Below are 21,489 nucleotides of genomic sequence, written 5' to 3' on the forward strand. Positions count from 1 at the left end.
CTGGCGAGATTGTAGCCGCCACCGTGTCAGAAGGTGTCTGATCGCCATGCCGGCGGCCAGTAGCATAGAATCGAGACTCGCCCATCACATCAGCCTCATTTGGAACGCCAGCCGACACCCGTCATCGAGATATCGCGCCAGGACACCGACTTCCGCGTGCAGTTGCAGGGAGAGTGGACGGCCGTTGCGCTAGCCGGATGCCATGAAGCACGTGGCCTGCGCGCGCAACTGCACGAACTGTCCGAGGCGCCGCGCCACGCCGAGTGGTCCCTCGATGGCATCACGCGCCTCGACCATATCGGCGCACAACTGATCTGGCAGGCCTGGAATGGCCACATGCCTGACAACGTGTCGCTCAATGACGGCCAGAAGCGCGTGTTCGCGCGCATCGCCGGCCTGCGCACCGAGGGCTGGAAGAAGCACATGGTCGAACGCTTCAACCCGGTGACGATCGTCGGTGCGAGCGTGCTGTCGTTTCTGGCCCAGCTCGGCGTCGGCGTCACGATGCTCGGGCAACTGGTGTTCGACCTGCTGCGCTTCCTGCGCGCGCCGCATCGCGGCCCCTGGCGCGAAATCTCCGCGAATATCTACAACGTCGGCTACAAGGCGCTCGGCATCACGGCGCTGGTCGCCTTCCTGATCGGCATCGTGCTGTCCTACCTGTCGGCCAATCAGTTGCGGATATTTGGCGCCAGCACGTTCATCGTCAATATTCTCGGCATGGCCGTTATCCGCGAGCTCGGTCCGGTGCTGGCCGCGATCCTGATCGCCGGCCGCTCCGGCTCGGCCATCACCGCGCAGATCGGCGTGATGCGGGTGACCGAGGAACTCGACGCGATGTCCGTGATGGGGATTTCCCATGGCTTCCGGCTGGTCATGCCGCGCGTGATCGCACTGGCCATCTCCATGCCACTGCTCGTCGCCTGGACCGACCTGCTGGCACTGTTCGGCGGCATGGTCGCCGCGCGCCTGCAGCTCGACATCAGCTACGTGTACTTCCTGCGCCAGTTGCCCGATGCAGTGCCGGTTGCCAACCTGTGGTTCGGCCTGTGCAAGGGCGTGGTCTTCGGCATGCTGATCGCGCTGACGGCCTGCCACTTCGGCCTGCGCGTCAAACCCAATACGCAGAGCCTGGGCCAGGGCACGACCGCGTCAGTGGTGACGTCGATCACCGTGGTCATCATCGCCGACGCCGTATTCGCGATCCTGTTCAAGGACATCGGCATATGAGTGCAACCATTGAACGCGGCACCCCGCGCGAGACGATCATCGAGGTGCGCAACCTCGAGAAGCGCTTCGGCGACAACGTGGTTCACAAGGATCTGAACCTCGAGGTCTATCGCGGCGAGGTGCTGTCGATCGTTGGCGGGTCTGGCTCGGGCAAGACCGTGCTGCTGCGCCAGATCGTCGGCCTGGACCGTCCGACCTCGGGCACGATCCGGGTCTTCGGCGAGAATCCCGCGGAACTGTCCGCTGACCAGTTGCAGGCCCTGCGCAGCCGCTGGGGGCTGCAGTTCCAGCGTGGCGCGCTGTTCTCCGCGCTGTCGGTGATCGACAATGTCGCGCTGCCGCTGCGCGAAATGCGCGCGCTGCCGGACGACCTCATCTGCCGGGCATCGCTGCTCAAGCTGCAACTGGTGGGGCTCTCCGCCAAGGACGCCGACAAGATGCCGTCCGACCTGTCCGGCGGCATGATCAAGCGCGTCGGGCTGGCCCGCGCGCTGGCGCTGGAGCCGGAGTTAGTGTTTCTGGACGAACCGACCGCCGGCCTCGACCCGATGGCCTCGGACGACTATGTGGCCCTGATCCGCGAACTGCGCCGTGAGCTCGGCCTGACCGTGGTCATGATCACGCACGACCTCGACACGCTGGTGGCGCTGTCCGATCGCGTGGCCGTGCTGGCCGACCATCGAGTGCTGGCCGCTGCGCCAATTCCCGAGGTGATCAAGGTCGACCACCCATTCATTCGCGAATATTTCCTGGGCGAACGCGCCCAGCGCGCGCTGCAGGCGCTGCCGGCTCCCAAGAGCCCCGGCGCGACCGGCGCGCATCCTGGAGAAGTCTGATGGAAAACAAGTCAAACGCCTTCCTGGCCGGCGCGTTCACCATCGGCCTTGCCATCCTGGTATCGGTTTCCCTGTTCTGGTTCAGCAGCGATCACACCGTGCGCGTGCCGTACGACCTGATCACGCGATCGACGGTGAACGGACTGGGGCCGCAGGCCGACGTGAAGTATCGCGGACTCGAGGTCGGCAAGGTCTTGTCGATCAAGTTCGATCCGCAGGTGCCGGGCCAGATCATTGTCCGCATCAGCATCAACCATGACACGCCAATCACGCGTACCACATATGCCACGCTAGGCTTTCAGGGCGTGACCGGCATTGCCTACGTACAGCTCGACGATTCCGAGCGCACTGAGGGCGACACGAAGAGCTCGCCGCCGCTGGCGACGTCGGCACGCGAGCCCGCGCGCATCGTGATGCGGCCCGGTTTCTTCGAGGAACTGGAAAAGCGCGGCGATTCACTGCTGACGCAGGCCGAAACACTGATGGCATCGCTCGACAGCATGTTCCAGCCCGCCAACCGCGACGAGTTGATGGCGGCCATCCGGGCCGTGCACAAGACCGCTGACGACTACTCGCATCTGAAGTCGACCCTGCAGCCGGCCGCCGAGAAGCTGCCCAAGGCCGTGGACAACCTGAACGCGGCGCTGGTGTCGACGAAGCGGCTAACCGATGAGATCGGCAACCCCGACGGCACGGTCATGCGCACGGTCAACCGCGTTGGCAATGACCTGCAGGTGGCCGCCGATTCGGTACAGTCCACCACCACCATCGTGAACCAGGAAACGCTGCCACAGATCAACGGACTTGCACGCGAGTCACGCCAGGCGGTGCGCAGCATCGACCGCGCCGCTAGCCAGTTCAACGACAAGCCAAGCAGCGTGCTGTTCGGTGGACCATCGCTCACGCCTGGCCCGGGCGAGCCGGGTTTCAAGGCTCCCTGATCCGCAGGGCCCCATATTTGACGGTAACTCGACGGAAATTCACCATGACCATCGCCTCCGCTCTCCGATTCACCGCGCTGGGCCTGCTGATCGCACTGTCGGGCTGCAGCGTGCTGTCCTCGCAGCCGCCTTCGACCGCCTATGACTTCGGCCCGCTGGCAGCGGCGCCATCTCAGCCGCCCGCTCCGTTGCCAAAGCTGCGCATCACGCAGACCGACGGGCCGGTCTGGATGGACGGCAGCGGCATCTACTACCGGCTCCAGTACACGCAGGCGCAGCGGCTGCAGGCTTACTCGACGCAGCGTTGGGTAGACTCCCCGCAGCACCTGTTCAACGATCGCCTCCGCGACGCGGTGGCCGCTCGCGGCCCGCTGTCATGGTCGGGCGATACGACGATCCCGGCGCTCAAGGTCGACCTGCTCGCCTTCGAACAGGTCTTCGACTCCCCGACCAGCAGCCGCGGCGTGGTTCGAGCCCGCGCGACGGTCTACCACAAGGGATTGATCGGACAAAAAACGTTCGTCGCCGAACAGCCAGCGCCAAGCGCGGACGGCCAGGGTGGCGTCAAGGCGCTTTCGGCCGGCGTCGATGCCGTGATCGCCGCGATCCTCGACTGGACCGCGACGCTCCCGCTCGATGGCACGCAGGCATCGACCGCGCCGCCGGCCCCGCAGCGCCGATGAGCGTAGAGTGGTAGCCGTGTCGGTCACATTGCTCGCCGTCTTACCGTAGTCATGGCACAGGCAACGCCCCCGCCCTCTCCCCACTCCCCCGCGCCTCCGGAGCCGCAGCGGAGCCAACCGGAGGACACGCGCCAGTCCGAGCTCGACGTCGCGCTGCTGCCGCGTCACTCGCCGGTGGCGCGCGTGGGGCTGCTCTGCTTCACACTGCTCGTGGTGTACGCGAGCCTCTATCCGTTCACCGGATGGGTCAACAACGGCGTCTCGGCATTCGCCTTCCTGACCGCGCCGAAGCCGCGCTACATCACCGAGTTCGACCTGCTGACCAATGTGCTCGGCTACTGCCCGTTCGGCGCGCTCGTTGTGCTGTCTCTGCATCCGCGCGTGTCCGGCGCGCGGGCCACGCTGATCGCGCTGGTGGCCGGCGCGCTGCTGTCCGGCTCGATGGAGGCGCTGCAGACCTGGCTGCCAACGCGCATCTCCTCGAACATTGACCTGATCACGAATGCGCTGGGCTCACTGCTCGGCGCGGCCGTGGTGGCGCCGTTCACCAGTGCGCTGGTGGACCGCGGCACCCTGACGCGACTGCGCTACGCGTGGTTCGAGCCGTACGCGAGCTTCGCGATCATCCTGATCCTGCTCTGGCCGTTCGCGCAGATCTTCCCGCAGGAGCATCTGTTCGGCATGGGCGGGATCGTGCGGGAATGGCTGACCGACCCGGACTCGTGGCCGATGGAGCTGGTGCAGGCCTACTTCCCTTCGCTGATCGCATGGCAGGACAACATCGGCCTGCGCCCTGACGATATGCAGGGCCAGTTGATGCTGGAGACGATGGTCACAGCATCGAGCTGGATCGGCACCGGCCTGTTCGCCTCGATCGCCATGCGGCGCACCGCGCCGATGCTGCGCATCCTGGCGGGCCTGCTGACTGCCGCGCTCATCATCAAGGCCGCGGTAGCCGAGCTGCAGTTCCCGGACGACAACGCCTTCAACTGGCTGTCCGAGGGGGGCCGCTTCGCGTTGCTGACGAGTTCGCTGGTGCTGGTGCTGCTGTTGCGCCTGCCGCGCTGGCTGCGGGCGATCCTCGCCACGCTGGCGCTGGCGACGCTGATCGTGCTGACCAACGTGCTGCCGTCGAACCCGTACGCGTGGATTTCGGAACAAGGCTGGCGCATGGGCCGCTTCATCCATTTCAACAGCCTCGCGCAATGGCTGGGCTGGCTATGGCCGCTCCTGGCGTTCTTCTACATCATCTGGCGATTCGAGCAGGCCAGCGTGCGACGCCGGCTGGTGCGGCGCGCGAGGCGCCGCGCCACCGAGCGCGCGGTGGCGGCCGCGACGGAAGCGCAGCAGGAATCGAAGCGGCCGCAATCCTGAGGCCGCTCCGCTCCTGCTAGTGCAGTTGCCCGCCGCCCTCGCGAATATCCGCGTCCGTCGATAGCGACGTGGCCACCGCCACGCGCAACCCCGCGATCAGCGTATCAAGTGCGAGGCTCGGCGCCCCCGGATGACGCGCGGCCTGTTCGGGCAGATAGGGAATGTGGATGAATCCCCCGCGCGTGGGCGCGGCGCTGCCTGCCTTGCGATGGGCAAGCACGTGCATCAGCCCATAGAACACATGGTTGCAGACGAAGGTACCTGCGGTCTGCGAGACCATCGCAGGCACGCCGGCCGCGCGCATGTCGCGCACGATCGCCTTGATCGGCAGGGTCGAGAAATACGCGACCGGGCCATCCTTGGCGATCGGCGCGTCGATCGGCTGGGCCCCGGCGTTGTCGGCGATGCGGGCATCGTCGACATTGATCGCCACGCGCTCGATCGACAGCTCGGTGCGGCCGCCAGCCTGCCCGACGGCGATCACCACGTCAGGGCGTAGCGTATCGACCAGCGCGTCCATTGCCTCGATGGCCTTGCCGAAGACGCAGGGCAACTGCCGCGCAACGATCAAGGCATCGCCCACGCGCTCGCCATCAAGCGCCCGCACCGCCTCCCAGGACGGATTCACCGGTTCATTCTCGAACGGCTCGAAGCCGGTCAGCAGGACAGTACGGGTGGTCATGGCCAGGCTCCGGTTACATCAGGAAGTACAGCAGGATGATATTGGCGACCAGGACGCACAGCGCGGTAGGCACCTGCGCGCGGATCACGGCGTTCTTGTCTTCCAGTTCCAGCAACGCGGCGGGCACGATGTTGAAGTTCGCGGCCATCGGCGTCATCAGCGTGCCGCAGTAGCCGGAGAACATGCCGATCGCCGCCATCACGGCCGGATTCGCATTGAACATGCCGACCAGGATCGGCACGCCAACACCACCGGTCATCACCGGGAACGCAGCAAAGCCGTTGCCCATGATGATCGTGAACAGCGCCATACCCACGCAGTACACCGCCACGGCCACGAGCTTGTAGTCCATGTTGATGTACGCCGTGGTCAGGTGCGCCACGGCCTTGCCCACGCCGGCATCGGCAAACACCAGACCCAGCATCGCCAGCATCTGCGGCAGCACCAGCGCCCAGCCGAGCGACTCGATCAGGCGACGCGATTCACGCATGCTCTGCGTCACCGTGTCGCGTGTGAGCCAACAGACCACGATCAGCGAGACGATACAGCCGATACCCAGCGACACGAACGTGACGTTCTTCGGATCGAGCAGCGCCAGTCCGGCGATCTTCACATCCTTGAACAGCACGGTACCGAGCACCGTGACCAGCGGGATCAGCAGCGCAGGAATGAACAGCTTGTTGCCCAGGCGGCGCGCGCTGGCGCGACGCTCTTCGTCGGGCAGGCTGCCATGCTTGCCCTGCCCCACGCCGCCGAATCCGGCGATCAGCGCCATCACCACCGCGCCCACGCCGACGATCGCGGGAGGGATCTTGTCGCCGATGAGAAAGATGACCGCGTACAGCAGCCAGAACAGCCCCGTGGACAGCCGACGCGGGTGCGTCTTGTCCGTGAACGTCATCAGGGCCGTGATCAGCAGGACGAAGCCGGCCAGCCAGTAGAGATAGTCGATCGAGACAATCATGGCTTACTCCCCTTTCGCTGCGTTCGCTACAGCAGTGGCCGGCGTGCCGGCGGCTTGTTGCTTGCCACCGAGTTCGCGCTCGAGCCAGCCATCGAGGCGCTTCAGGCGCACGGCATGGATCAGGAACGCGCAGATGGCGGTGGGGATGCCCCAGACGGCAATGTGCAGCGGCTCGACGTCGATGTTCGATGACAGCAGGAACGTGTGCATCAGCGCGATGGCGCCGAAGGCCACGAAGATGTCCTCACCGAAGAACAGGCCAACGTTGTCGGTAGCGGCACAGAACGCCAGGATGCGTTGGCGCACTGGCTCGGGCAGATGACCGAACCGGTTCTCGGCCGCGCCTTCGGCCATCGGCGCCAGCAGCGGGCGCACCATCTGCGGATGGCCGCCCAGGCTTGTCAGCCCCACCGCGGCGGTGAGTTCACGTACACCCAGGTAGACGATCAGCAGACGGCCAACGGTAGCCGATGCGATTCGCGAGATCCACGCCTGGGCATGCTCGCGCAGCCCATGGCGCTCCAGCAGACCAATCACCGCCAGCGGCAGCAGGATGATCAGCGGCAGGTTGCGCGCCTTGACGAATGCCGTGCCGATCGCCGTGAAGATCTGCATGACAGGCATCGACGCGGCCAATCCGGTGACGATAGCAGCCGCGGCCACCACCATCATGGGATTGAACCGCAGAACAAAGCCAAGGATGATGACGCCGACCCCTAGCAGGGGCCAAAGATTGAGTGCGGTTTCCATGGAGTGCACCGGATAAGGTTTGGGGGGAGCAAAACCAGCGCGTGAGTGAGCCTGTCGTGATGGCCCGTCAGTTGCCGGCACGGATGGCAATGCCTTCCGCGCCGAGCCGTTCCCGGATGCGGCGCGCGAAGGCAAGCGCGTGAGCACCGTCGCCGTGCAGACACACGGTTTCGGCGCGAATCGGTACCCAGGTGCCATCGATCGCGCGCACCTGCTTGTCGCGGACCATCGACAGCGTCTGGTTCAGGGCCACGTCTTCGTCCTCGTGCAACGCGCCCGGCGTGCCACGCTTGACCAGCGTGCCATCGGGGTTATAGCCGCGGTCGGCGAAGACTTCTTCTTTCACGCGCAGGCCCGCCGCGCGTGCGATGTCGATCATCTGGCTGTTGGCCAGGCCAAAGAAGACCAGGTCGGAGTCGTAGTCACGCACGGCGCGCACGATCGCCTCGCACAGCTTTGCGTCGCGCACGGCCATGTTGTACAGCGCGCCGTGCGGCTTCACGTGGGCGAGTTCGCCGCCCTGCGCGCGCACCATCGCATCGAGCGCGCCGATCTGGTACAGCACATCGGCATAGACCGCCTCGGGATCGCGCTGCATCTCGGTGCGGCCGAAGTTCTCGCGATCCGGGAAGCTCGGATGCGCGCCGATCGACACCTTGTTGGCCAACGCCCATTTCACGGTCTGCAGCATCGTGGCGGCATCGCCCGCGTGCCAGCCGCAGGCGATGTTGGCGGAGCTGATCAGCGCCAGCAGGGCTTCGTCGTTGCCGCAGCCTTCGCCGAGGTCGGCATTCAGATCGATTTGCATGTGCGTTCTCCGGGGATATGTAGGGGCAGGCGATTTGAATTCGTTGTTTCGTTGCGTCGTTGCATCGTCTGGGCGTTCAGGCGACAAAGCGCGTGGTCGCGCGGCGCCGCGCTGCGATCTGCATGCCTTCGCGCTGCCATGCCAGTGCCTGGTCGATCTGGCGCAGGTAGCGGTCCACCTCGGCCTGCGCGGCGGCGGCTTCCTCGAGCGTGACCTGGCGGAAGCGCACGGTCGCGCCCAGCGGCACCTGCGCCAGTCGCCACAGGTCCGCGCCAATCACGGTGCCGATCTTCGGATAGCCGCCCGTGGTCTGCGCATCGCTCATCAGGGCGATAGGCTGGCCTGACGGCGGCACCTGCATCACGCCCGGCACCACGCCGTGCGACAACAGATCGGCCGAGCGCTCGGCTCGGCGTGCCAACGCCGGGCCTTGCAGGCGAAGGCCCATGCGGTTGCTCTGCGGCGTGATGGTCCATTCGGACTGCCATAGCGCGGCTTGCGACGCCGGCTCGAAGTCGGCGTACTCGGGGCCGGGCAGCAGGCGGATTGCAATGGCATTGCCACCGTCTTGTCCGGGCAGCGCCCAACCCGGCGCGGCCACGCCCACCCAGTCCTGCCCCTGCTCGATGCCGGGCCGGCCCACGGGCAGGCGATCGCCTTCACGCAGCACGCGGCCTTCAAAGCCGCCAAAGCCGGACTTGAGATCGGTGCTGCGCGAATTCATGACCAGGGGCACGTCGATGCCACCGGCCACGCAGAGATAGGTGCGCGTGCCGCCGCGCGGCGACGGCAGCGTGAGCGTCTCGCCACGGCGCACGTCGAACGCGTGCCACGACCAGACCGGGACACCGTCGAGGTTCGCGTTGCATTCGGCGCCCGTCAGCGCCACGCGCATGTCGGCCTCGAAACGCACGGCGGCGCGGCCCAGTGTGAACTCGATCGCCGCCGCGCCGGGATCGTTGCCGAGCAGGCGATTGCCCACGCGCAGCGCCAGGTCGTCAGCCGCGCCAGAGCGGCCCACGCCGAAGCGGCGGAAACCCACACGGCCGAGGTCCTGCACCGATGCCTGTGCGCCAGGTCGAATGATCTCGATCACAGCAGGATCTCCTCGGCAACAAAACGCACGGTATCGCCGGGCGCGAACAACGACGGCGGATCGCGATCGGCCACGAACAACTGGGCGTCGGTACGCCCGATCAGTTGCCAGCCACCCGGCAGCACGGCCGGGTAGATGCCGGTCTGCTCGCCACCAATACCCACCGCGCCGGCGGGCACGGCCAGACGCGGCTCGCGGCGGCGCGGCGTGGCCAATTCGGGCGCAAGCCCACCCATGTAGGTAAAGCCGGGCTGGAATCCAAGGAAATAGACCACGTACTCGCCAGCGGCATGGCGGCGCACCACCTCCGCGGGCGTCAGGCCCGTGTGGGCGGCCACATCGGCCAGATCGGGCCCGAACTCGCCGCCGTAGCGAACCGGAACTTCCACAAGCCTGCCCGTCGCATTGCGTGCCTCTCCCGAAGCCCAGGCGAGCTTCAGGTTTCGCTCCAGCGCCACCACGTCCGCCGTGCCATCGAAGGTCACGGTGAGGTTGTTCATGCCCGGCACCACATCGACCACGCCCCGCCAGTCGGCGGCACGCGCGGCCATCGCCCAGATACGTCGCTGGACATCGAGCGACGCCGGCGGCTCGACGCTGTAAAGCAGCGCCTGTTCAGCCAGACGATGGACAGTGCATTGAGGCATTTGGAACTCACGAGGTAACTGCAGCCCGCAATCTCAGGCAGTGTAGGCGCCACAAGACCACGGTGCTGACTCGCCGATGAAGCCGGCGCGACTCAATCGAATTTCATCGACGATTTATCGATAAATTCATGGTATCGAAACTTACCCGTGCACGGCACTCGGTGTTGACCCTAAGTAGTTATGCACCGTTAGCGACAAGAACACGCCGAAATGGTGACAAAGCTGTCCATAAATCACCTTTGGCGTCGGCCTACAACAACGTGCGATTTGACGATGGGCAAGCGCCAGCGAACTGGAAATGCGCGACGAATTCGCGATGCTATGTTGAGCGCCTCTTTATCCACATAGCGGGTCCATATGATTCGATGCAATCTGGTGAAAGGTGACAAGTCAGCCTTGGGGGGCGAGGCGCTCGATGGAATCGCGCTGTGCACCATCATGGGTCGGGAAATGACCTTCCTGGGCGCAAGTGTCTATTGCCCCGCCTGCAAGACGACAGGCCAGATCGTCGGTGTCGGCCCACGCCATCGCAATGACTGGATGGGCAAGCAGGATGCATTGGAAGGCGATATCTGCGTCTGCCGATGCGATCCCCCTCCCGTCATGATCGCGTCCCAGCGAGCGATGTTTCACAGCTTCGATGCGGCGGCACTCGCAGCCATGGGGTTCGACGTGTTCGGCAAGCCGTTGGAGCAATCTGAACATCGAAGTGATGATCAGATGCCATTTGATGAGCAGGTGAGACTGACTGCCGCCGCAGGACGCTCAATGGCAGGAATGCGATACCGGATCGAGGGGCCCGATGGCCCGATCAAGGAAGGCCGAGTACCCGCCAATGGAGAGCTACCGCGAGTTACCACACAATTGGAATCGGCTTACGTCGTTCTCTGGGGCGATGAGGCCGTCGACGAGGAGGAATAGTGTCCGAGATCACTCGCCACAATGTTCCCGCGACTGGCAGGTTCAAAGTCCGCACAACCCGACTGCCGAACTCCCAAGTCTGCCTCAACGTCGAGCCCATCACGTTTAGGGAGCTATGGAAGAACTATGTGGGCGGAAGCCCACACCTCAACCAGAACTACAAGAATCAATGCGCCATTCGGCTGAGCGTAACCCTTCACAGGGTAGGCGTTTCGATGAAGTCTTTCTCGCAAAAGTACGTCCCAAAGATGCCAGGAAAGAAAACTCTCGGACGCGACCTGTTAGACGGCAAACCAGTCGCGCTGCGCGCCTATGAGATGGCCACATGGCTGAAGCAGGAGCGGCCATTTTGCGGATTGCCGGCAGAACCGCGGAACATTACCGGCGAGAACTGGGAAGCGAAAGTCCGCGGCCGAACCGGCATCATTTACTTCTATGGCTACTGGCGACAGGACGGAGATAGCGATGGCACGCTGACCGGTGGACACATCGACCTCTGGAACGGCGCCCGACTCACTATTAGCAGCATTTCCGGCGCGTTCTCCACGCTTGGGCGATGGGCAGGATATCCGTCAATGCTCTCCGACAGATCGTTCGGCTACTCAAACTTGGCCGATTCAAGTGAGATTCTGTTTTGGGAGGTGAAATGAGAATCCTGCAAATGACTGAAAGAGTGGCGACAGCCTGTGCGCTCATCGGGATAACGACCGCACCGATCTATCTTTTGCGAGAGTTTGGGCACAACCACGTTGGTGGAAGGCACACCATTGCGGTGTTCTTTCTGCTCGCGCTTGCCGGTTGCGCTGCGCTCGCATTGATCTATCTGCTGCTGTACTGGCGAGTTATCTTTCGCAGTCGATCAATCTTCATCGCGCTTGCCATATTCTCGCTCCTGATCACGATGGCATTGGGAGCGTTTTATTTTGTTGAGTCGATCAAGTACTTGGCCGAAGTGGATCAAACGAGATCGGTACAGACCGACTTGGCACATCGACACATGCTCATTGCGACCAGGGATATCGACAGCACCTATTCCGAGGGGAGCTACTCTGAAAGCGTTCCAATTGCTCAGTGGGAACGCTGCGCGCTGAATGCCGTTGCTTGCTCGGGCGAACCACGGACGGCCTACATGAAATGCAAGTCCAACATGCTTCTTGCCGTGAACGAACGCGATTGGCCGAGCTTCGCATTGGTGCCAAGGGAAAACGCAATCGGCGCCAGTCCACTCAAGTCCATGAGATTGTGCGACGAATAATGAAGCCGAGACCTCGATCATTGCGCAAATCCCCAGACACCCCTCCCACTGCCTTTTGAGAAACAGAACGATCCGCCTGCTTGTCGTCGTAGGGGTCGCCATTTTCGGTTTGGCGTGGACGTTGGCATGCGACAGCCTTGTCCGCATGATCGACTGGCCCGTGAATCCCAACCGCGCGTGGGAATGCAGGGAGATCGATCATTGCGATCTCCATTGGACAGCAATAGTGCAACTACTGCTCTTCCTCTTCGGTCCTGCGCTTGCGTTTTCGGCGATCGTCTACTGGGGAATGCGCCGTGGATGGCGAGCGTGGCAGTGGGTAAAGGCTTGCCTGGGCGCGCCGGCGCTCACGCTGGCGTTGTATTTCGCGGTCGCGGCCTACTACGCGTTCGTCTGATTCCGATTGGGAGAATCAGGAAGCCGCCCTCCGCTTCGAAGCGCAAAGGGCGGCCAATCCGATCAGGCAAACCCCGCCTGATGCGCCTGCTGATCAGCGTGATACGAGCTGCGGACCATTGCGCCGACGGCGGCGTGGGTGAAGCCCATCTTGTACGCCTCTTCCTCGAACATCTTGAAGGTGTCCGGGTGGACGTAGCGCGTAACCGGCAGGTGGTGGTTCGACGGTGCCAGGTACTGGCCGATCGTCAGCATGTCGATGTCGTGGGCGCGCATGTCGCGCATGACTTCGAGGATTTCCTCGTCAGTTTCGCCCAGGCCCACCATCAGGCCCGACTTGGTCGGCACATTGGGGTTGCGGCGCTTGAAATCCTGCAGCAGCTTCAGCGAATGCGCGTAATCAGCGCCGGGGCGGGCCTGCTTGTACAGGCGCGGCACGGTTTCCATGTTGTGGTTCATCACGTCGGGCGGGCATGCCTGCAGGATGTCCAGCGCGCGGCCCAGGCGGCCGCGGAAGTCCGGCACCAGCACTTCGATACGCGTGTTCGGCGACAGCTCGCGCGTTTGCGAGATGCAATCGACATAGTGCTGGGCGCCACCGTCACGCAGGTCATCGCGGTCGACGCTGGTGATCACCACGTAGTTGAGCTTGAGCTGGGCGATCGTGCGCGCCAGATTGCCGGGCTCGTTCACGTCGAGCGGGTCCGGGCGGCCGTGGCCCACGTCACAGAACGGGCAGCGACGCGTGCACTTGTCACCCATGATCATGAACGTGGCCGTGCCCTTGCCGAAGCATTCACCGATGTTCGGGCAGCTGGCTTCCTCGCACACGGTCACGAGATTGTTGGCACGCAGGATGTCCTTGATCTCATAGAAGCGCGAATTGCCAGTGGCAGCCTTGACGCGAATCCAGTCCGGCTTCTTGAGCTTTTCCGCCGGCACGATCTTGATGGGGATGCGAGCGGTCTTCTCAGCCGACTTCTGCTTCTTGGTCGGATCGTAGTCGGCAGGGGATTGCGTGACTTCGCTGGACGTGGCGATCGGGGCGTCGCTCATACTGTTCTCCGCACGCGCGTCAGCGTGCAATGTAGGCTGTAAATATAGGCTGTGATTCGGGCCGGGCTAGCCATGCTCAGGCGGCCTCGGCAGCGGCTTGTCCCGGCACCGGGGCACGCGCTTCGCGTGCCGCCAGTACCTCGCACAGGGCCGCCGCCAGGCGTTGTGCGATCTCGGGTTGTTGTGTCGCGGTGACGGGCCGATGCACCGTGCCGCCGGCCTCGTCCGCCGCCGTGAAGGCGGCGCCCGCGGTAGCCATGTCGACCGTTTCCAGTCCGGCATAGCCGCAGGGATTGATGCGCAGGAACGGCGACAGGTCCATCTGCACGTTGAGGCTGACGCCGTGATAGCTGCAACCGTTGCGGATCTTGAGACCAAGCGCGGCGATCTTGGCACCCTGGTGCGTACCGTCGGACAGGTAGATACCCGGGGCGCCGGCCTTGCGTTCGGCTGCGAGATTATACGCCGCGAGCGTGTCCAGTACCGCCTGCTCGATGTCGTGCACAAGCTCGCGCACCATCAGGTGACGCCGGCGCAAATCGAGCAGCAGGTAGGCCACGACCTGTCCCGGTCCGTGGTATGTGATCTGGCCGCCACGATCGATCTGCACGACCGGAATCGTGTCGTCGGGGGCGAGCAGATGCGCGGGGTCGCCAGCCTGGCCAAGCGTGTAGACCGGCGGATGCTCGACCAGCCAGATCTGGTCGGGCGTCTCGGGCGTGCGGGTGGCGGTGAAGTCCCGCATGGCGTCGAAACAGGGCTGATACGGCTGGCGGCCCCGGTCGATGACGTGAATCGGATGCATGGGCAAGAGTGTAACGAAAAGGGCCGGCCTACGCAGAGCGCGGGCCGGCCCGATTTGCTTCGTCATACCGTTGTTCAGGGTTCGTCGCGCGGCGGTCAGACGAGTCTGAGCCGCCGCTCCGGCACCACCCCATCGGCATCAGGAGGCGGTGATCTTGTCTTCCGCGGGCGTCCACTCCGTGCCTCGAACCAGCCGCCTCACGGCGCGATATGCAAGATGCGGCACATCGGCCAGCGTCAGCGCCGGACGGCGCGCTTCGGCGATCAGCGCCAGCCGTACCGTGCCGGCGGCACGCGGGTCCACGCTGAGCACGATCTCATCGCCACGCCGAAGCATCAGGCTTGAGCCACAGCGCAGCCAGTAGTCCTCCGAGTCGTTTTCGCGGGTCACCCATACATCCATGCCTTTCGCATCTTCCACGAACAGACGCTGTGCCGCGTGCAGCGACAGCGCGGTAACTTCCCCGGGGGCGAGGGTGAAGACGGTCGTTGTGAGCAGGGCTTTCATGATGACTCTCCGTGAGTCCGGGTTCCAGCTGTCTTGGCGGGGGTCCTGAAACTGGCTTGGCATTTGGACCGGGCCAGTTATTCATTGCATTCAGCGGTGTCCGGTGAAGTGAATTCTAGTGATTGCCCTGCCACTATCAAAACGATATATATTCTTGTGTCTTGTTAGCCAACCTCACATAGCCGAGAGCACCATGGTCTGGACCGGAGCCTGGAATCCCGACGAACCGCGTAGCTGGAAGCGCGAGTTTCCGCGCCTGCCCGCGCTGGCCGCGCTGCGCACCTTCGAGGCCGCGGCGCGCCACGAGAGCTTTTCGCGAGCCGCCACCGAATTGTTCGTCACGCACGGCGCGGTCAGCCACCAGATCCGCGCGCTGGAAGAGGAGCTGGGGCAGCAACTGTTCGAGCGCCGGGGCAAGCGCGTGATGCTGACCACCAACGGGCGTCTCTATGCCGAGCGCGTGCGTGACGCGCTGTTGCAGATCGCCGACGCCACGCGCGTGTTGCAGGCGGGCAATCGCGACAAGCGCCTGACCATCAGCACCATGCCGTCCTTTGCGGCGCGCTGGCTGACGCCCCGCATCGGCAGCTTCATCGAGCAGCATCCGGAACTGGACGTCGAACTGCTGTCGTCGAACTCGCTCGTCGACTTCGCCAGCGAGGAGGTCGATATCGCGCTGCGCATGGGCACCGGCCACTACCCGGGCCTCTACGTGGAGAGGCTGCTCGACGATGTGTTCTTCCCCGTCTGCAGCCCGAACTACAACGGTGGCCGCCTGCCCGAGCAGCCGGCCCACATGGCCGGCATGCCGTTGCTGCGGGGTGAAGGCGATCCGTGGAAACCGTGGTTCGAAGCGGCCGGGCTCGACTGGCCCGAGCCGATGAAGGGCCTGCTGCTGCAGGATTCGTCGCTGCTGCTGCAGGCTGCGGCCGAGGGACAGGGCGTGGCGCTGATCCGCTCGTCGCTGGCCTACAACGACCTGCTGTCCGGCCGGGTGGTGCGATTGTTCGACGTCAGCATTCCATGCCCATGGCTGCTCCACTTCGTCTGTACGCACGCCAGTCTGGAGACACCCAAAGTCCAGGCCTTCCGGCACTGGCTGCTGCCCGAGATGGAGCGATTCCGCAACATCCTCTCGCAGTGGAACTAGTCTTCGCCTGAATCGTCCGGCTCGGCCAACTCGTCCGATTCGTCCGACTTGCCGGGCTTCACGCTGGATGCCTTGGGCGGCTTGCTTGCCCGACCGGCGCGCGGGTGGGCCTGATCGTAGACCTTGGCCAGGTGCTGAAAATCGAGCGAGGTGTATATCTGCGTGGTGGAGATGCTGGCGTGGCCCAGCATTTCCTGCACCGCCCGCAGGTCGCCGGACGACTGCAGCATATGCGTGGCGAACGAGTGGCGCAGCATGTGCGGATGGACATCGCTTGGCACACCCGCGGCCAGCGCCTGGCGTTTGATGCGCTGCTGCACCGTACTGATCGGCAACCGCCGGCCGCGCGTGCCAAGAAACAGCGCGTGGGCATCCTCGGGCAGCGCGCCGGGCCGCAACATCGCCTCGCGCACATGAATCCAGGCTTTCAGCGCCTGGATCGCCTTGCTGCCCACCGGCACGGTGCGCCGGCGCGAACCCTTGCCGAGCACGGTCACTTCGGCGCCATCGAGATCGAGCCAGCCGGACGAGCGATAGTCGCCGTCCTCCGTATAGCGGACGTCGAGCTGGATCAGCTCCGACAGCCGCAGGCCGCTCGAATAGAACAGCTCGAAAACGGCCTGATCACGTAGCGATTCGTTGGTGTCGTCCTGGCGATGGGCGACCAGCGCCACCGCATGTTCGACCGAGAGCGCCTTGGGCAGCGGCCTGCCACGCTTGGGGGCGCGCACGCCGTCGACGGGATTGGACTGCACGCCGTGACCATGCCGCGCCACCCAGAGATAGAAGCCGCGCCACGCCGACAGCGTGCGCGCGATGGTGCGGGCCGACAGGCCATTGCCATGCAGCCGCGCCGCAAACGAACGAATGTGGCGGGTCTCCAGCGCCAGCAACGCCACGCCGGGCGCCAGGCGAATGGCTTGTGACTGCAACACGGAAAGGTCGTGCCCGTAGCTGGTCAGCGTGTGCGCCGCGAGCTTTCGGCTCGTTGCCAGCCAGTCGAGATAGCGCACCACCAGCGGGTCTGGGGCCGGCTTCTCGGCCGACGCCTCATCGGCCCCATCGACCGCATGGGCCCTGTTGCGTGCCGGCTGGCGCGTGCGCATAGGGGAGTGTTTGCCCCGCTTAGTCGCGCAGGCGATTCAGCGCCGCGCCGGCGACTTCGCCGATCTGGGCCAGATAGGCGGTGCCCATGCCTTCATGGAAGCGGCGCGCGTCGGGCGAGCCCAGCACCAGCAGGCCGAACGCCGCGCCCGGGCCGTCCTCGTCGGGCTTGGCCGGCACGCGCAGCGCCACCATCGCCAGCGATGCGACGTCGTCGCGCTCCAGCAGTTGAGCGGCCTCGAAACCGGCGTTCGCGCCGCAGAACGGCGCGCGCAGACCTTCGGCGAACAGGCGCAGGTCATCGCTGGCACCCTGCGCCACCTCCATGTGGGCATAGGTCTCACCGACGCTCCACAGGCGCAGCCCCACGGCGGGCACGTCGAACACCTGCTGCAGGCCGTCGCGCACCGCATAGGGCAGCGCGTGGGAATCGGCCTCGGCCAGCAGGCGCATCTGCCAGTCATGCATACGCTGCTGCGTGCGATCGTTCTCGTGGCCGTGCCGGACGAGATCGGCCAGCTTGAGTTCCAGGCCCTTGTTCTTCTCGCGCAGGATTTCCATCTGGCGCTCCTGCAGCGACACCGCCCGATGGCTGTGTGGGCTGGTCAGTTGCACCGTCGCCAGCAGTTCGGCGTGATCTTCGAAAAACTGCGGATGGCTCTGCAGATAAGCGGCAACGTCTTGAGCGTTCATGGGCTTCCACCGGAACAAATTTTGGATGGCAGTGTAGCAAAGACGCCATCCACTACGTTTGTATCAACCTTTTCTGTCTGGAAATGCTCATCAGAATGCCGATGCCCATTCCCAGCGTCACCAGCGCGGTTCCCCCGTAGCTCATCAGCGGCAGCGGCACGCCCACCACCGGCAGGATCCCGCTCACCATGCCCATGTTCACGAAGGCGTAGGTGAAGAAGATCAGCGTGATGGAGCCGGCCAGCAGACGCGAGAACAGCGTTGGTGCATTCGCCGCGATATAAAGCCCGCGGAAGATCAGCAGCAGGTACAGGACCAGTAGCACCGCATTACCGATCAGCCCGAACTCCTCGGAGAACACGGCGAAGATGAAGTCGGTGTGCTTCTCGGGGATGAATTCGAGGTGCGTCTGCGTGCCCTTGAGCCAGCCCTTGCCGGTCACCCCGCCCGAGCCAATCGCGATGATCGACTGGATCGTGTGGAAGCCCTTGCCGAGCGGATCAGTGGTCGGGTCGAGCAGCGTGCAGACACGGTGCTGCTGGTAGTCGTGCAGGATCGGCCAGTTCACGCCCGGCGCACAGATCTGGTTCTGGTAAGTCACGATCAGCGTGATCACGACCACGCCCGCACCGAGAATCGGCAGGATGATCTTCCACGTCAGGCCCGCGAAGTAGATCACGTAGATGCCGGCGGCCAGCACCAGCAGCGCGGTGCCCAGGTCAGGCTGCTTGGCGATCAGGCCGACCGGAATACCGAGCATGATCAGCGCCACGACAAAGTCGAACCATTTGATCACCCCCTCGCGTTTCTGGAAGTACCACGCCAGCATCAGTGGCATCGCGATCTTCATGATCTCGGAGGGCTGAATCACCATCCCCACGTTCAGCCAGCGCCGCGCGCCCTTGCGGATCAGGCCGAACATCGCCACGGCAATCAGCAGCGCTACCCCCACGGTGTAGAGCGGCACGGCAATCCGCATCAACAGCTGGGTCGGCATGTAGGCGATCACCAGCATCACCACGTACGACAGCAGGATATTGCGCAGCTGGTCCTCGACCCGGCCCGGCATGTCGATCGCGGCCGAGTACAGCGCGATGATGCCGGTGGCGAACAGCAGAAAGACGATCAAGGCCAGCGGCTTGTCGAAGCCGGTCAGGGCAGACTTGATGATCGATACGACGCGGCGTCGGTCCATGCGCGTCTCCTTATTACTCTGAAACGTTGTTGCGGGCCGACGAGCCCGAGGCCGGGCCCGCGACATTGGCGGGCTTTGGCCGGGCGGGCTGCGTCTTCGGCTTGGCGGGTGCCGGGGCCGAGGCGGGCGTTGCGCGCGACGGCGTGGCGGGTGGCGTCGGCGCTGGCTTGCTGTGGCCAAGCGCCTGCAGCATCCGCGCATCAAGCGTCACTTCGGCCGAGGCCGGGGCGATGGCATCCGGGTCGAGCTGGCCGGCAATCGTGTCGGATGCCGACCGTGCCGCCGGCACCGATGCGGAAGCCCCCGCCGCGCTCGCGCCTGCGGCATTGGCCGCGCCCGTCGCGGCATCCGACGCGGCGGCCGGTGCCGTCTGCATCACCGTGGAACTGGCGGCATTGGCAGTCTGGCCGGTCGTGAACACGCTCGGCGTGTCGACGGGCGGCTTGCCGCCAGCGCGCTCGCGCTCCGCGGGCGGCGGGGCCGTCGCGGCCAGTTCCTCCGGCCACTTGCCCAGCAGGTAGTAGTCCATCACCTTGCGCGCGATCGGCGCGGCCACGGCGGCGCCGAAACCCGCGTTCTCGACGATCAGCGCCAGCGCGATCTTCGGATGATCGGCCGGGGCGAACGCGGTGTAGAGCGAGTGGTCGCGCTTGCGCTCGTCCAGCGCGTGGTGGTTGTACTTCTCGTTCTTGCCCAGCGTGTAGGTCTGCGCCGTACCGGTCTTGCCCGCCGACTCATAGGCAGCGCCGGCGAACACCCGGGCGGCGGTACCGGAGTGCGTCACGGCAACCATCGCACGCTTGATCACATCGATATCGCCCTGCTTGAGCGGGATGCGATAGCTTTCCTTGGGCACGGTCAGCGTGCGCTTGCGCGAGACCGAATCCTCCACCGCCTTGACCAGGTGGGGCTTCATCGCCACGCCGTTGTTGACCAGGATCGACACCGCGTTGGCCAACTGCAGGATCGTGAAGCTGTTGTAGCCCTGCCCAATGCCCAGCGAAATGGTTTCGCCGTCATACCATTTCTGCTGCTCGGGGCGGCGGTACGCCTTTCGCTTCCAGTCCGTGGATGGCAGGATGCCGCGGTTTTCGCCCTCGATATCGATGCCAGTGACCTGGCCGAAGCCGAGCGGCTTCATGAAATCGTGGATCGCGTTGACGCCCATGTCACGTGCCAGCATGTAGTAATAGGTGTCGCACGACTGCACGATCGACGCCTGCATGTCCACCCAGCCGTGGCCGCCGGGCTTGTCGTCGCGGAACGTGTGATTGCCAAGCGTGAAGAACCCCGGATCATGCATCCCCCAGGCGGCGGTGCGCTTGCCCGTGGTCAGCGCGGCCAGCGCCATGAACGGCTTGTACGTCGAGCCCGGCGGATAGGTGCCACGCAACGGTCGGTTCAGCAGCGGCTTGTCGGGCGAGTTGTTCAGTTCGTCCCAAGTCTTGGAGTCGATGCCTTCGACGAACAGGTTCGGATCGAAGGTCGGCTTGGACACGAAGGCCAGGATGTCGCCCGTTTCGGGCTCGATCGCCACCAGCGCTCCACGACGGTCGCCGAACAGCTGCTCGGCCAGTTGCTGCAGGCGGATGTCGAGCGACAGGATCAGGTTGTTGCCCGGCGTGGCCGGCGACGTGGACAGGGTGCGAATCGGCCGCCCACCCGCGCTGACCTCCACCTCCTCGAAGCCCGTCAGGCCGTGCAGCTCGGTCTCGTAGCTCTGTTCCAGCCCGATCTTGCCGATGTAGTTGGAGCCCTTGTAGTTGTCGGCGTCCTTGCGCGGATCGTACTTGTCGCCATCGGCGGCGTCGTTGGCCTCGTCCATGGCCTCGATCCGCTCCTGGTCACGCTGCGAGATGCGACCCAGGTAGCCGACCACGTGGCTGGCCGCTTCGCCCATCGGATACTGGCGGAACAACCGCGCGCGCACGTCGACGCCTGGAAAGCGGAAGCGCTGCGCCGAGAACCGGGCCACTTCCTCGTCGGTGAGCTGGCTGCGTATCGGCAGGCTTTCGAAGCTGCGCGACTCCTCCAGCAGCCGCTTGAAGCGGCGACGGTCGCGCGGTTGGATATCGACGAGCGTGGCCAGCTCCTCGATCGTGTTGTCGAGCGTGTCGGTCAGCTTGGACGGCGTGATTTCAAGCGTGTACGCAGAGTAGTTGCGCGCCAGCACCACCCCGTTGCGGTCCATGATGATGCCGCGGTTCGGCTCGATCGGCGCCACGGAGATGCGGTTGTCCTCGGCCTTGGCCGAGTACTGGTCGTGCTTGTACCACTGCAGCCACAGAAAGCGGGAGAACAGCAGGCCAAAGCAAACGACCGTGAACAGGGCGGCGGCCGCCACGCGGATGCGGAAGCGGCCGATTTCCAGTTCGACGTTGCGAATTTCGGTCATG

The 21,489-nt window shown here is 64.7% G+C and carries 23 protein-coding genes; 10 read left to right on the plus strand and 13 right to left on the minus strand.

Annotated features, from left to right (window positions below; translation table 11 throughout):
* Positions 1–99 precede the first annotated feature (99 nt).
* From RN01_RS18870 to RN01_RS18890, 5 genes are read left to right on the plus strand one after another with little or no spacing between them, the layout of a single operon-like run.
* Positions 100–1,230: an ABC transporter permease gene (locus RN01_RS18870; protein WP_008648923.1), complete on the plus strand. Its 1,131-nt coding sequence runs from the start codon at positions 100–102 to the stop codon at positions 1,228–1,230.
* On the plus strand, positions 1,227–2,066 hold the full coding sequence (locus tag RN01_RS18875; RefSeq protein ID WP_017511244.1) for an ABC transporter ATP-binding protein: 840 nt from the start codon (positions 1,227–1,229) through the stop codon (positions 2,064–2,066). The genes RN01_RS18870 and RN01_RS18875 overlap by 4 nt, the downstream gene beginning before the upstream one ends.
* The gene (locus tag RN01_RS18880) at positions 2,066–3,007 is read left to right on the plus strand and encodes an MlaD family protein (RefSeq protein ID WP_017511245.1); all 942 of its coding nucleotides are present in this window, start codon (positions 2,066–2,068) and stop codon (positions 3,005–3,007) included. Before RN01_RS18875 ends, RN01_RS18880 begins: the two co-directional genes overlap by 1 nt.
* 44 nt (positions 3,008–3,051) lie before the next feature.
* Positions 3,052–3,690 carry an ABC-type transport auxiliary lipoprotein family protein gene (locus tag RN01_RS18885; RefSeq protein WP_017511246.1) on the plus strand — a complete coding sequence of 213 codons (639 nt, stop codon included), beginning with the start codon at positions 3,052–3,054 and terminating at the stop codon, positions 3,688–3,690.
* Between the two features lie 51 nt (positions 3,691–3,741).
* Positions 3,742–5,064: a VanZ family protein gene (locus RN01_RS18890; RefSeq protein ID WP_017511247.1), complete on the plus strand. Its 1,323-nt coding sequence runs from the start codon at positions 3,742–3,744 to the stop codon at positions 5,062–5,064.
* A gap of 16 nt (positions 5,065–5,080) precedes the next feature.
* Here RN01_RS18890 and pcp read toward each other — a convergent pair whose 3' ends face one another.
* From pcp to pxpB, 6 genes are all read right to left on the minus strand, one after another.
* Positions 5,081–5,746, minus strand: coding sequence for a pyroglutamyl-peptidase I (gene pcp, locus RN01_RS18895; protein ID WP_024569263.1), 666 nt, complete (start codon positions 5,744–5,746; stop codon positions 5,081–5,083).
* Between the two features lie 13 nt (positions 5,747–5,759).
* The gene (locus RN01_RS18900) at positions 5,760–6,710 is read right to left on the minus strand and encodes a DUF979 domain-containing protein (RefSeq protein ID WP_017511248.1); all 951 of its coding nucleotides are present in this window, start codon (positions 6,708–6,710) and stop codon (positions 5,760–5,762) included.
* A 3-nt stretch (positions 6,711–6,713) separates the two neighbouring features.
* Positions 6,714–7,460: a DUF969 domain-containing protein gene (locus tag RN01_RS18905; protein ID WP_017511249.1), complete on the minus strand. Its 747-nt coding sequence runs from the start codon at positions 7,458–7,460 to the stop codon at positions 6,714–6,716.
* A 67-nt stretch (positions 7,461–7,527) separates the two neighbouring features.
* Entirely contained in the window at positions 7,528–8,268 is a 741-nt protein-coding gene (gene pxpA / locus RN01_RS18910) for a 5-oxoprolinase subunit PxpA (protein ID WP_011514989.1), read from the minus strand.
* A 76-nt stretch (positions 8,269–8,344) separates the two neighbouring features.
* A complete protein-coding gene (locus tag RN01_RS18915; RefSeq protein ID WP_017511250.1) occupies positions 8,345–9,364 on the minus strand; it encodes a biotin-dependent carboxyltransferase family protein in 1,020 nt (339 codons plus the stop codon).
* Positions 9,361–10,011, minus strand: coding sequence for a 5-oxoprolinase subunit PxpB (pxpB, locus tag RN01_RS18920; RefSeq protein WP_017511251.1), 651 nt, complete (start codon positions 10,009–10,011; stop codon positions 9,361–9,363). Before pxpB ends, RN01_RS18915 begins: the two co-directional genes overlap by 4 nt.
* 375 nt (positions 10,012–10,386) lie before the next feature.
* Between pxpB and RN01_RS18925 the strand changes: the two genes are divergently transcribed.
* From RN01_RS18925 to RN01_RS33985, 4 genes are all read left to right on the plus strand, one after another.
* Positions 10,387–10,932: a PAAR domain-containing protein gene (locus RN01_RS18925; RefSeq protein ID WP_223277298.1), complete on the plus strand. Its 546-nt coding sequence runs from the start codon at positions 10,387–10,389 to the stop codon at positions 10,930–10,932.
* Positions 10,932–11,582, plus strand: coding sequence for a type VI secretion system amidase effector protein Tae4 (locus RN01_RS18930; protein ID WP_017511253.1), 651 nt, complete (start codon positions 10,932–10,934; stop codon positions 11,580–11,582). The genes RN01_RS18925 and RN01_RS18930 overlap by 1 nt, the downstream gene beginning before the upstream one ends.
* The gene (locus RN01_RS18935) at positions 11,579–12,187 is read left to right on the plus strand and encodes a hypothetical protein (RefSeq protein WP_017511254.1); all 609 of its coding nucleotides are present in this window, start codon (positions 11,579–11,581) and stop codon (positions 12,185–12,187) included. The genes RN01_RS18930 and RN01_RS18935 overlap by 4 nt, the downstream gene beginning before the upstream one ends.
* Before the next feature lie 226 nt (positions 12,188–12,413).
* Entirely contained in the window at positions 12,414–12,584 is a 171-nt protein-coding gene (locus tag RN01_RS33985) for a hypothetical protein (protein ID WP_156149781.1), read from the plus strand.
* Between the two features lie 62 nt (positions 12,585–12,646).
* Here the strand turns inward: RN01_RS33985 and lipA are convergent, their stop codons facing one another.
* The 3 genes from lipA to RN01_RS18955 all read right to left on the minus strand — a co-directional run bounded on the left by lipA (position 12,647) and on the right by RN01_RS18955 (position 14,951).
* Positions 12,647–13,639, minus strand: a complete 993-nt coding sequence (gene lipA, locus RN01_RS18945) for a lipoyl synthase (RefSeq protein WP_017511256.1) — start codon at positions 13,637–13,639, stop codon at positions 12,647–12,649.
* A gap of 76 nt (positions 13,640–13,715) precedes the next feature.
* Positions 13,716–14,444: a lipoyl(octanoyl) transferase LipB gene (gene lipB, locus RN01_RS18950; RefSeq protein ID WP_017511257.1), complete on the minus strand. Its 729-nt coding sequence runs from the start codon at positions 14,442–14,444 to the stop codon at positions 13,716–13,718.
* Between the two features lie 138 nt (positions 14,445–14,582).
* On the minus strand, positions 14,583–14,951 hold the full coding sequence (locus tag RN01_RS18955; protein ID WP_024569261.1) for a DUF2917 domain-containing protein: 369 nt from the start codon (positions 14,949–14,951) through the stop codon (positions 14,583–14,585).
* A 193-nt stretch (positions 14,952–15,144) separates the two neighbouring features.
* On the opposite strand from RN01_RS18955, the gene RN01_RS18960 reads away from it, so the two are divergent.
* A complete protein-coding gene (locus RN01_RS18960; protein WP_017511259.1) occupies positions 15,145–16,101 on the plus strand; it encodes a transcriptional regulator GcvA in 957 nt (318 codons plus the stop codon).
* Here RN01_RS18960 and RN01_RS18965 read toward each other — a convergent pair.
* From RN01_RS18965 to mrdA, 4 genes are read right to left on the minus strand one after another with little or no spacing between them, the layout of a single operon-like run.
* Positions 16,098–17,207 carry a tyrosine recombinase XerC gene (locus RN01_RS18965; RefSeq protein ID WP_017511260.1) on the minus strand — a complete coding sequence of 370 codons (1,110 nt, stop codon included), beginning with the start codon at positions 17,205–17,207 and terminating at the stop codon, positions 16,098–16,100. The genes RN01_RS18960 and RN01_RS18965 overlap by 4 nt on opposite strands.
* Positions 17,208–17,226: 19 nt before the next feature.
* Entirely contained in the window at positions 17,227–17,898 is a 672-nt protein-coding gene (locus RN01_RS18970) for a DUF484 family protein (protein WP_011514981.1), read from the minus strand.
* Between the two features lie 52 nt (positions 17,899–17,950).
* On the minus strand, positions 17,951–19,093 hold the full coding sequence (gene rodA, locus RN01_RS18975; protein ID WP_017511261.1) for a rod shape-determining protein RodA: 1,143 nt from the start codon (positions 19,091–19,093) through the stop codon (positions 17,951–17,953).
* Positions 19,094–19,106: 13 nt separating this feature from the next.
* A complete protein-coding gene (mrdA, locus tag RN01_RS18980; RefSeq protein ID WP_024569260.1) occupies positions 19,107–21,488 on the minus strand; it encodes a penicillin-binding protein 2 in 2,382 nt (793 codons plus the stop codon).
* Between the last annotated feature and the right edge of the window lies 1 nt (position 21,489).

Source organism: Cupriavidus sp. SHE (assembly GCF_000812445.1).
GTDB lineage: Bacteria > Pseudomonadota > Gammaproteobacteria > Burkholderiales > Burkholderiaceae > Cupriavidus > Cupriavidus metallidurans.